8 protein-coding genes, 1 tRNA gene and 1 pseudogene are annotated in these 10,966 nt (G+C 62.2%); 7 read left to right on the top strand and 3 right to left on the bottom strand.

Translation table 11 applies throughout. The features are described 5' to 3' along the window. Positions 1-204, top strand: a pseudogene (locus tag AC1DDG_RS10500) (N-methyl-L-tryptophan oxidase); the annotation flags it as partial. A gap of 123 nt (positions 205-327) precedes the next feature. After that, a complete protein-coding gene (locus AC1DDG_RS10495) occupies positions 328-1,020 on the top strand; it encodes a GntR family transcriptional regulator (protein WP_476876032.1) in 693 nt (230 codons plus the stop codon). 275 nt (positions 1,021-1,295) lie between these two features. On the opposite strand, the gene AC1DDG_RS10490 is transcribed toward AC1DDG_RS10495, so the two are convergent. Then, on the bottom strand, positions 1,296-1,658 hold the full coding sequence (locus AC1DDG_RS10490) for a cupin domain-containing protein (protein WP_476876031.1): 363 nt from the start codon (positions 1,656-1,658) through the stop codon (positions 1,296-1,298). A 214-nt stretch (positions 1,659-1,872) separates the two neighbouring features. Between AC1DDG_RS10490 and AC1DDG_RS10485 the strand changes: the two genes are divergently transcribed. The 4 genes from AC1DDG_RS10485 to AC1DDG_RS10470 all read left to right on the top strand — a co-directional run bounded on the left by AC1DDG_RS10485 (position 1,873) and on the right by AC1DDG_RS10470 (position 6,645). Beyond that, positions 1,873-2,091: a hypothetical protein gene (locus AC1DDG_RS10485; protein WP_476876030.1), complete on the top strand. Its 219-nt coding sequence runs from the start codon at positions 1,873-1,875 to the stop codon at positions 2,089-2,091. Between the two features lie 783 nt (positions 2,092-2,874). Beyond that, entirely contained in the window at positions 2,875-5,034 is a 2,160-nt protein-coding gene (locus AC1DDG_RS10480) for an amylo-alpha-1,6-glucosidase (protein WP_476876029.1), read from the top strand. Positions 5,035-5,252: 218 nt separating this feature from the next. Further along, positions 5,253-5,993, top strand: a complete 741-nt coding sequence (gene cuyB / locus AC1DDG_RS10475) for a cysteate racemase (RefSeq protein WP_476876028.1) — start codon at positions 5,253-5,255, stop codon at positions 5,991-5,993. Then, positions 5,965-6,645 carry a GntR family transcriptional regulator gene (locus AC1DDG_RS10470; RefSeq protein ID WP_476876027.1) on the top strand — a complete coding sequence of 227 codons (681 nt, stop codon included), beginning with the start codon at positions 5,965-5,967 and terminating at the stop codon, positions 6,643-6,645. The genes cuyB and AC1DDG_RS10470 overlap by 29 nt, the downstream gene beginning before the upstream one ends. A 1,734-nt stretch (positions 6,646-8,379) precedes the next feature. Here the strand turns inward: AC1DDG_RS10470 and AC1DDG_RS10465 are convergent. Next, a tRNA-Leu gene (locus AC1DDG_RS10465) sits at positions 8,380-8,461 on the bottom strand. A gap of 205 nt (positions 8,462-8,666) precedes the next feature. Here AC1DDG_RS10465 and AC1DDG_RS10460 point away from each other — a divergent pair. Continuing rightward, positions 8,667-9,272 carry an ANTAR domain-containing response regulator gene (locus tag AC1DDG_RS10460; RefSeq protein WP_056625858.1) on the top strand — a complete coding sequence of 202 codons (606 nt, stop codon included), beginning with the start codon at positions 8,667-8,669 and terminating at the stop codon, positions 9,270-9,272. A gap of 157 nt (positions 9,273-9,429) precedes the next feature. On the opposite strand, the gene pyk is transcribed toward AC1DDG_RS10460, so the two are convergent. Beyond that, a complete protein-coding gene (gene pyk / locus AC1DDG_RS10455) occupies positions 9,430-10,920 on the bottom strand; it encodes a pyruvate kinase (protein WP_230116645.1) in 1,491 nt (496 codons plus the stop codon). Positions 10,921-10,966 lie beyond the last annotated feature (46 nt).

Below are 10,966 nucleotides of genomic sequence, written 5' to 3'. Positions count from 1 at the left end.
TTTCCGGACCTCTACACCTCGGATGGGAACCCTCTGCTCGGCCACCTCAGGGAAAACAGCAAAATCTACTGCGCCACCGGCTTCTCCGGCCAAGGCTTCAAAATGGCCACCGGGTACGGCGAAATCGCCGCCAACGAAGCCCTGGGCAAGCGCTCATTTGAGGGCTTCAAGTTCCTGCGGCCCCGACGCTTCAAGAGCAAATAGGGCGACCGCCCCAAGAAGGGTAAGTCTGGCAAGGCGTCGTGCCCGATGGGGTCTCCAAGGATTCACGAATCCAATACTGTCTAAGAAATGCAATCGACCCAAGAGTGAAGTGAGGGAACAGCAATGGCGGCACCGGAAGGATTGTTTGTACTGGAGGGAAGACCCACGGCACAGCTGATCGCCGATCAGCTGCGGGAACAAATTGTCCAGGGGATCTTCCGTCCTGGCGAGCAGATCAATGAATCTGTCCTGGCATCCCAGCTACGCACATCCAGGGGCCCTGTCCGTGAGGCGTTACAACGGCTGTCCCAGGAAGGGATCCTCGTCAGCCACCGCAACCGGGGAGTGTTCGTTCTGGAGCTTTCAGCCGAGGACGTCAGTGAGATCTATGCGGTCCGCCAGGCTGTTGAATCAACCGCAGCAGACGTACTGCTGGATGCCGGCCAGGAACAGGTTGAAGACACTTGCCGGGCCTTAAAGGCCATCATCAGCGACATGGCGAAGCAGGTTGCAGTGTCGGACTGGCAGGCGATTGCACGGCTGGATATGCAATTCCATACCTCCTTCGTGGCCGGAGCAGGCAACACTCGACTGATCCGGATCTACGAGACCCTGGCGGCCGAATCGAGGATGTGCATTCTGAACCTGGCCGTCGCCTACCCTCGGATAGACGTCCTTGTCCAGGAACATCAGAACCTTCTGGATCTGCTTGAGGCAGGCAACAGGGCAGGACTCCACAAAGCCATCAAACAGCACATGCAGCAGGCCGTTGAGGATCTGACCGCCACAAGGGAAGGGAACGAAGTCACCGCTTAAGAATGTTCCCCAGCAGCGTCGTCATAGAGCAGGACTTGAGGACTTCGAGGGGGCTACCCGCGACTCGCTTCCCGCAAAGCCATTCGGCTCTAGCGTCGTCGAACTGTTACCCGTCGAGGTCATCGTGCTTAGCTTCCGAGACGGGAAGGAGCCCCGGGCAGCAGTTCACTGTCGCCCGGGGCTCCTTCAGGCTAGGCTCGGCGACTAGCCGTGAACGTTGCGAGAAGAACTGAAATTCGCCAAGCCGGCCCTACTCGCTTTCGCGTTTTACCGGACTAGTCGGTCGTTGCCGGGAGGTCCTTAACAACCCACATCTTGCGGAGCGTTTCGTGGATAGTCCAGCTGCCCTCCCAGCCAGCGGGCGTGACGAACAGGGAACCCGGGCCGATATCGAAGCTGGTGCCATCCGGCTCCGTGATGGTGGCGGTGCCGCTCAGAATCTGGCAGATCTCGTCGTAGCCGGGCCGGGTGCTCTTGAACGTTCCCGGCGTTACCTCCCAAATGCCCGTCCTGAAGTCGTCCCTGGCCCAAAGACGGAGGGACACCTCGGTCTGCCCTTGGGTGATTGAAGTTTCCTTGGACTTGTGCTCCCCCGGGTTTGCTGTTGTCGCATCGCTCATGACGGTCGCCTTGACCATAGTTGCTCCTTCTTGGGCCGCGCCCTGTACGTAAGTGCCTGCCGTCATTGGAAGGCACGGGTTTCATCCTAGCAATTGTCAACAATCGACGATAGGCTTGGCGTGGAAGTTTTTCCACCGGTGGCCGCCCCAGACGACATACCGTCCTCCCGAAGCCAAGGATGGCGAGGCAGAGGCCCCGCCACCGGGGCAATTTACAGAAAGGCACACAACAATGCGACAGAGCCGTCGTGTATCCATGTGGACGTCCCTTCAGCGCGGAGACGTCATCACTCTTTGCCGGCAGGGCGTCGAATGCTACAAGGGTTCCATCGATGAGCGGACCGAGGATGGTCAAACGATTTGGGTGACAGACCAGATCGGAGACCGTCGCCTCTTCCATATCGAGGATGACTACGACCTGCTGGTTTCGGGCAATGTCTACTCCCACTAGGCAGACTGTGGGAATAAGTCGGTCCGGAGGCCTCTGCGGAACGTCAGGCCTGGGGGCGGCGCAATGCTCAGTCTGATCTTGCTCATCGCAGCAGGGCTCGTCACCAGCTCAAGCGCAGCCTCGCAACTGCCATGGTCCGCGAGACGTGAGTTCCGCCGGAGGAAGTTCGAAGGCAACGTCCCATTACAGATCTCCGCCGGAATCCTTGCCCTGGGCGCCGTCCTCCTCGCTGTCAATGTTCAATTGGGCGCGTTCCAATGACCGAACCAACACGCGGTATTCCCACAGCCGCGATCGGGTCAGCCCCCAGCCGTCCCCGGCCGGCGCCCCCTCACCGATAGCGGCGGCGGTGGTCTTCCACGACCCTCTCTCGGATTCGCTGCCCGGGGGGCGAGCAGTGCGCTCCTACCGCCCCCTAGAGTCTTCTCGTCGGTCGCCCACGTCCAATCTGTTCGGACCCAGACGCTTAGAGAAGAGCAGGCTGGCCACGCGAGCCGACGCGATCGAAGCTGTTGCGCGGGAACTAGAGCTCTTGGCTCATCGCCGAGGAAAGCGGTAAGTCCCGCCCGTTCCCGCGGGCAGCCCCGGCTAAGGACCTGGTCGGTTCGATCGTCAATTCGGCACGTCCCTGCCTGTTGGCCCAACCACACCACCTCGTCAATAGATTCTGTTTTCAGTTGCTCTGGCCTCCGGGATCGAGCAAGAGTACCGTCTGTGGGGACGGCGGCGGCCTGGCCCAGAAGGTCCACGCCCGGTGGCGTCGGTTTCTTTGAAGGGGCCGGGATGGCTGGATGGAACGCTGACACTGCTGCCGGACCTGTCGGGGCCGGGACGATCACCCTGGTGGAGGGCACGTCTTTTTGCATCTCCCTGCCGAACGGGGACATCCATCCTGAATATCCGCACGGAGTTTTCTTCCAGGACACGCGCATTCTGTCCCGCTGGAGCTTGACCGTTAATGGCCAGTCGCTGGAACCGCTGGCCGCGGAGACGAAGGAACCGTACCGCGCGCTTTTTGCTTGCCGCGTCACCCGTTCTGATGGGTATGCTGACAGCCCGCTGATTGTGGAGCGGTTGCGCGAAGTGGGGGCAGGCATTCAGGAGCAGGTCACTATTCGCAACTACTCCCCTGATCCGGCCGAATGCACGATTTCCGTCCGGGCGGAGGCGGATTTCGCGGACCTTTTCGAGGTCAAGGAGGCCCGGATCCAGGGGCGCTGGGAAGAAACCCGGGAAGTGGACGGTGATACTTTGACCATCCGGGCTGTCTGGCAGGATCTCCATAAGGGGCTGCTGGTCCAGGCTCCCGGAGCCGACGTCGCCCAGGACGCCCTGAGCTACCGTGTGTCCCTCGCGCCGCACAGCCAGTGGAGTACGGTGCTCACCGCGGTGCCGAGCGCCGAGGCAGCGAGTCCTCCCCCGCCGTCGTTCATCCATAGTGACGGTGAGAAACTGTCCCCCCGGGACCGGCGCCGGCAGGAGTGGGTGGCTAAGATTCCCAAGCTGCACATGGCCAACCACTCCATCGAACGGACCCTGCGGCGCAGCTACGACGACCTGGGCGCGCTCCGCATCGAGGACCCCAACCATACGGAGCGGATTGTCGTGGCTGCCGGTGCGCCATGGTTCATGACGCTCTTCGGCCGGGACTCGCTGTGGGCGTCTGAGATGGCAATGCCGGTAGATCCCTCCCTGGCCTTGGGAACGCTGCAAACGCTGGCCGACCGCCAGGGCAGTGTGGTTGACCAGATGAGCGAGGAGGAACCGGGCAAGATCCTGCACGAGGTCAGGCTGGACGTTTCCAGTGGGCTGGCGCTTGGCGGCAAGTCCGTCTACTACGGCAGCATCGACGCCACCCCGCTTTTCGTGACGGTACTTGGATCGGTGAGCCGCTGGGGCTTCGGCAAGGAAACCATCGCTGCACTGCTGCCGCATGCGGACCGTGCGCTGGACTGGATCCGCGACTATGGCGACAGGGACGGTGACGGGTTCGTCGAGTATGAGCGACTCAACCCGCGGGGGCTCATCAATCAGGGCTGGAAGGACTCCTGGGACGGCATTAACTTCGCCAATGGCCGGCTGGCCAAGCCCCCTATCGCGCTCTGCGAAGTGCAGGCGTATGTCTACGACGCCTACATGGCTCGCGCCTGGATTGCGTACGACGCCGGCGACGCGCCTTTAGGTGATGAACTCGCCGACCGCGCGAAGCTATTGAAGAAGCGGTTCAACGAGCAGTTCTGGATCCCTGACCGGGGGTATTACGCCATCGCCCTGGACGGCAAGAAGCGGCAGGTCGATGCGTGCGCGTCCAACATGGGCCACTGCCTGTGGGTGGGCCTGGTGGATGAGGACAAGGCGCCGCAGGTGGCTGAACACCTCATGTCGCCGGAGATGTTCAGCGGCTGGGGCGTGCGTACGTTGGCCAGCGACATGGGCGCCTACAACCCCGCGAGCTACCACAACGGCTCGGTCTGGCCGCACGACAACGCAGTCATTGCGGCAGGCCTGATGCGCTACGGGTTTGTGGCGGAGGCGCAGCGCATCTCCACAGCGATCCTGGAAGCCGCTGAATATTCCGACGGCCGGCTGCCGGAGCTGTTCTGTGGCTTCAGCCGGGACCAGTTCGCCGAGCCTGTCCCCTACCCGACGGCGTGTTCGCCACAGGCTTGGGCAGCCACAACGCCGATCCAGCTCGTGACGACGTTGATGCGGTACGACACGCATGTTTCCCGCGGCGGCTTTTGGATGGATCCCGTTCTCCCGGAGTCCTACGGCGACCTGCACATCACCAACGCGCCCATGGCCGGAGGCCGGATCACGATCGACATCGCCAATTCGGTGCCCACGGTCCAGGGCCTGCCCGAGGGAATGATTTTCCACAAGGGGCACCGGCCCTGGCTGACCGAACTCGTGAAAGAAGCGAAGCAGCACCGCAAGGCCTAGCAGGACGCACCAGATCCAAAACAACCAACCTCGGCATCCCATAAGCTCTTCCCCTGATATGCAGAATGCAATATATTGAAGATCTTCCCCTTTTCCCGAGGAAAGTACGTTTCATGAAGAAGATGCAAACCGCTGGAACCGCACCGGTTAGCAACACCTGGGCTAGGTGGCCCCTGCCAGGAGTACACCGCACGGTTGCCCGTGCGGAAAGTCGCAGGGTGGTCGGCATCCTCGGGGGCATGGGTCCTGCGGCCACCGCAGATTTTTTTCTCAAGCTGATTCAAGCAACTCCGGCCGCAGTGGACCAGGAGCACCTCCAGGTGCTCATCTGGTCGGATCCGAGCATTCCCGACAGGACTGAAGCCCTCCTCACCCACGGGGCGGATCCCACGCCGGCGATGATCGCCGGCGCCAAGATGCTGCGGCAGTCCGGAGCCGGGATGCTCGCCGTCCCCTGCAACACCGCGCACGCCTTCCTCGCCGCAGTGCAAACAGAGGTGGACATCCCAATCATCCACATGATCGAGGAAACGGCGAACTATGTTCATCGGCTAAAGCCCGCCATTCGACGTGTGGGGCTGCTCTCGACCACCGGCACGCAAAAAGCCGGCCTCTACCAGGCCTGGCTGGATCACAAAGGGATTCAGGTCCTGTCCCCAGGGCCTGATTCCCAGGAACAGCTGGTTATGGCTTCCATTCGAGGCATTAAGGGCGGAAAGATTGGCCAGTCGGTAAAGTCGCAGCTCGCCACGGCTGCCCGAGAGCTTGTCGATGCCGGCGCAGAGGCGATTATCGGGGGATGCACGGAGGTCCCCGCGGGCCTGGCACCGGAGGACATCACCGTACCTTTCGTGGACCCTGCCCGTATCCTCGCTGACTCAGTAGTGCGGACAGCACTCGGTGCGGACGGCCCAGAGTACAGTATGCAATATGCCACTAGCCCGCATGAGTACTGTTGACCGCCCGAAAATGAGCGATGCAGCCTACGAGCGGCTGAGGGACGCCATTGTTCGCGGCGAGCTGGCTCCCGGTGAAAAGATCAAGGACGGCGACCTCGCGGAAATGCTGGGGCTCAGCCGGACTCCTGTCCGGGAAGCGCTGACCCGGCTGGCCGACAGTGGGCTTGTCGAGTCCAAGCCCGGGGTTTACACCAGGGTCGCCACCCTCAACCATGATGATGTCGCAGCAAATCTTGCAGTCCTCAGGGCGCTGGACTCCCTGGCCATGCAGGCTGCGGTTCCCCGACTGACGAAACGTGACTTCGAGTCCATGCGTGAGGCCAACAAGAAGTTCGCCCAGGCCGTGAAAAGCCAGGATGTCCCGGAGGCCCTGGCCGCAGACGATGCCTTCCACCACGTGATCATCGAAGCGGCGGGCAATCCAGTCATCGCCCGCATCATCGAACAGTTGCATCCGCAGTTGCACCGCATCCTGTACCGCAAGTTTTCGGGACTTCTTGGCGGCGAAGAAACCATCAACCACCACGAAGAACTCGTCAGCGCCTGTGAAGCGGGCGATGCCCAGGCCGCGGCCGCAATGTCGGGCGAGCACTGGTCCCACCTCGGCCAGCTGATCAGCCGGCTGTTCGACTCTGACGAACTTTCCAAGTAGCGGATAAGGACCGAACGGCTGACCACCAGCAGCGGCACGCCGCTTCGCCCGCAGTGTCGGCCCCGCCTCAACCAGCCTCGCTGGGGCCCGACCGGACCAGGCGGGCTTCTGCAGTTTCAGCTCAAGCAGCTGATCGGCGGGATCCTCGCCCAGATTCCGGCAGGGCTGAAGACCGAACCGTTCATCAACGGCGAATGGACCCCATCGTCCTCGGGCCAGACCTTTCGCGTGGAGAACCGAGGTGCTTCTTTCTGCCTGTGAGATTGGTGCGTCAACAACACTATTTTCCCAGCTCAGAAGCACCTTGCGTTTAACACGCCCCTAGTCGGCCAAACTCATGAAATCGCCGGCTAAACATCGTCGCAAGCCCGGGGCAGCTGCCCGCCCTTGCCCATGCTCCAAATAGACCCGTTCATTTGAAGCACAACCCAACCTGACGCCGATCGCGGTTTCCCAGCGCCGGACAAGATCCCTTTCGTCGGAGAGTTGGGATTCCACGGTGTCAGCGAAGTCGCTGCCCTGCTTCCAGCTGGCAAAGAACTCGGGCTCGTGCTTAGCGGCCCACGCGCTGGCCTGGGCAAGCTGGGCTTGGTGGTCGTCCTGGCCTTGTCCCGCCGGCTCACCAGCGTTGCCTGATGGGATGGCTACGTCGGTTCCGGCCCGACGGGCTTTCTCGGTGCTGAAGGCCTGAACCCCTGACTCCGGGTAGGCGGCATCCGGACCGACGTCGTGGGTGTCGATCCTGTACCGGGCAAGGAGTTCGGTACGGATATTCTCCGAGGCTGCCAGCGCAGCCGGGTCGTGGTCCTTCCAGCCTTCGGCGACGACATGTGCCGTTGCGATGTCATGGGGCTGGGCCTTGTCCCATCATTGCTCCTTCTCCACCGGAGCCAGGACTGCGTGTGCGGCGCTGCGGTCCGCAGCGAGGCGTGTCTGGGCTTCCCGTGCTGCCTGGGCGGCCGGGTGTTCCTGGCCCCTTTGAGATTCCTGGCGGCGGCGGGCCAGGGTTCGGCGATACGTAAGGCAATCATCAGCGACTGCCGCAGGCCACCCTCCACGGCGTCATCGATTTCCATCTGATCATGCCGCACCACTCCCCCGCATCCATGAACCACCAAAAGCAACTTCGCTGTTTGTCATTCTGATTCCCATCATCGCTGGGCAGGTCCTCCACGCAACCAGGGCGCCACGCGCCGCTCACGAACCAAAATTCCGTTCGGCGCTCCTCCGTCACTTATTTCCTCACGAAACTTTGAACCGCTCCCGGTTCCCCAAGCTGCACTCCGGACCCTCAAACCCAGCGCTGACTCCGTTACCAGAACGACGCACACATCTGACAGACACCCCTGCCGGCCCCAACAAAAGAAGGCAGCAAGCGGACGCCGTGGATGACCGCGTGAAAGCAATTCACAGGATGAACGCGGGCCAGACCTCCGAGCAGGCCAGGACGCCCGGGAAGGCGTGCTGTACGCGAGCAGGTCCCGACCATGACATGAAGACCCACGGGGAAAGCGACTGCAAGGCAGAGGAAACTTCCACAGCGGGAACCGGTCATGTAGCCCACTCCGTGAACGACGATGAAGAGGTAACACGCACCGAAACATCGACCAAGTAGGCAAGGAGGCATCCGGCCACAGGAACGGCCACCAACAAAAAAGGGCCCCCGAAGGGGCCTATCAGTGAACAGTTTGTGCACACCCAGAGGCCCACAAGCCCCTGAACAGGGAAAACACGTGCCCGAGGTGGGACTCGAACCCACACACCTTTCGATACCGCATTTTGAGTGCGGCGCGTCTGCCAATTCCGCCACTCGGGCGCGGAGTACACGGAGTAACAATCGTAGGCTCACAACGTGTTGTGAGCAACGCAGCCACTTCCAGTGCGCGGATTTACTCTACATGCAGATAGGCTGAATTCCAGAATCGCGCCAGTGCCGCCGCAACAAGCCATGCAGATCCAAGTACAAACCCGGGCGCAACTAAGATAGTCATGTTCCCGCCGTACCTTTTCAAGGAGATCCCGTGTCAGAACCGACGGAGTCAAACACCACGTCCCAGCCGGCGCGCCGCGTAATTGTCGCCGAAGACGAAACCCTCATCCGCCTGGACATCATCGAGATCCTGCGCGGCGAGGGCTACGACGTCATTGGCGAGGCCGACAACGGCGAGAAGGCCGTGCAGCTGGCCGAGGAGCTCAAGCCCGACCTCGTCCTCATGGACGTCAAGATGCCCGTCATGGACGGCATCACCGCGGCCGAGAAGATCGTCAAGGCTCGCATCGCCCCCGTGGTGCTGCTGACCGCCTTCAGCCAGAAGGAACTCGTGGAGCGCGCCCGCGACGCCGGCGCTATGGCTTACGTGGTCAAGCCCTTCACGCCGGCCGACCTCATCCCCGCCCTGGAGATCGCCCTCTCCCGCCACGAGGAGATCAAGGCCCTCGAAAACGAGGTCACGGACCTCCAGGAGCAGTTTGCCACCCGCAAGCTCGTGGAGCGCGCCAAGAGCCTTCTCACCACCAAGATGGGCCTGACGGAGCCGGAAGCCTTCCGCTGGATCCAGAAAACCTCCATGGACCGCCGCCTGAGCATGCGCGAAGTGGCCGAGACCATCATCAACCAGGTCAACTAACACCGAGACCAAGCAACCAAGGAGGGTCCCCGCCAATCGGCAGGGACCCTCCTTTTGTTCCCAGAAGAACCTTTTCGTTCTCAACGAAAAAGGGAGGGTCCGCGCCCAACGGCGGGGACCCTCCCTTTTGGTCTCAGCTACCCAGCAGGACCTGGAACTAGCTCTTCTTCTTCTTTTCCGGCCAGGGGCCGAGCTTCTCGCGGTTGGTCGTCCCCTCGCCCAGGCGTGAGGTGTCGGCGAGGTCGCCAACCTTGTGGACCTTCAGCGAGTTGGTGGAACCGGCCTTTCCGGGAGGGGAACCGGCAGCGATGACCACAAGGTCACCATCTTCCACGAGCTCCATGTCCAGCAGGCTGCGGTCAACCTGTGCCGTCATTTCATCCGTGTGGCCCACCATGGCCACCAGCACCGGCTGGATGCCCCAGGTCAGCGCCAGCTGGTTCCACACGTGCTCCACCGGAGTGAACGCGAAGACCGGCTTGATCGGGCGGAGGCGGGACAGGCGCCGTGCGGAATCACCGGACTGGGTGAAAGTACAGATGTACTTGGCGTCCAGCTGGTCGGCGATTTCGACGGCGGCACGGGTGATGGCGCCACCGCGGGTCTTGGGCTTGGTGCCCAGCGGGGGGACGCGCTCCAGGCCGTGCTCCTCGGTGGACTCGATGATCCGGGCCATGACCTTGACCGTCTCGATCGGGTACTTGCCCACACTGGTCTCGCCGGACAGCATGACCGCGTCGGCGCCGTCGAGCACTGCGTTGGCGCAGTCCGAAGCCTCAGCGCGGGTGGGGCGCGGGTTGTCGATCATCGACTCGAGGACCTGCGTGGCCACGATGACCGGCTTGGCCCAGCGGCGTGCCAGTTCGATGGCGCGCTTCTGAACGATCGGCACTTCCTCCAGCGGAAGCTCCACACCGAGGTCGCCACGGGCCACCATGATGGCGTCGAACGCGTCGATGATTTCGTGGAGCTGCTCCACGGCCTGCGGCTTCTCGATCTTGGCGATCACCGGAACGCGGCGGCCTTCTTCGTCCATGATCTCGTGGACGCGCTTGATGTCCGTGGCGTCACGCACGAAGGACAGGGCAACCATGTCCACGCCGCGGCGCATCGCCCAGCGCAGGTCGTCCTCGTCCTTCACGCTCAGCGCGGGGACGTTGACGGCAACGCCCGGCAGGTTGATGCCCTTGTTGTTGGACACCATGCCGCCCACGGTCACCTGGGCGACAACCTTGACGTTGTCCACTTCGATGGCGCGCAGCGCGACCTTGCCGTCATCGATCAGCAGCGCGTCGCCCACGTTGACGTCCTCGGTGAGGCTCTTCAGCGTGGTGGAGCAGATGTCCTTGGTGCCGGGCACGTCCTCGGTGGTGATCGTGAAGATATCACCGACAGCCAGCTCATGGGGGCCGTCCACAAAGCGGCCGAGACGGATCTTCGGTCCCTGGAGGTCGGCCATGATGGCAACGGCCTTGCCGAGATCAGCCGCAGCCTTACGGACGTTCTCGTAGGTGTTGTCATGCACGGAGTAATCGCCGTGGCTCATGTTCATCCGGGCTACGTCAACGCCGGCTTCCAGCACCGCGAGGGTGTTTTCATAGCTGGCAATCGCCGGTCCGAATGTGGCCACAATCTTTGCGCGTCTCATATACCTACCCTATTGGTCTCTTGCATTGGTTAAGTTGTCGTGGAGG

The organism is Arthrobacter sp. 10L430, assembly GCF_056395245.1.
The sequence above is the reverse complement of the archived record's forward strand: the minus strand, read 5'-3'. Positions and strand labels throughout refer to the sequence as shown.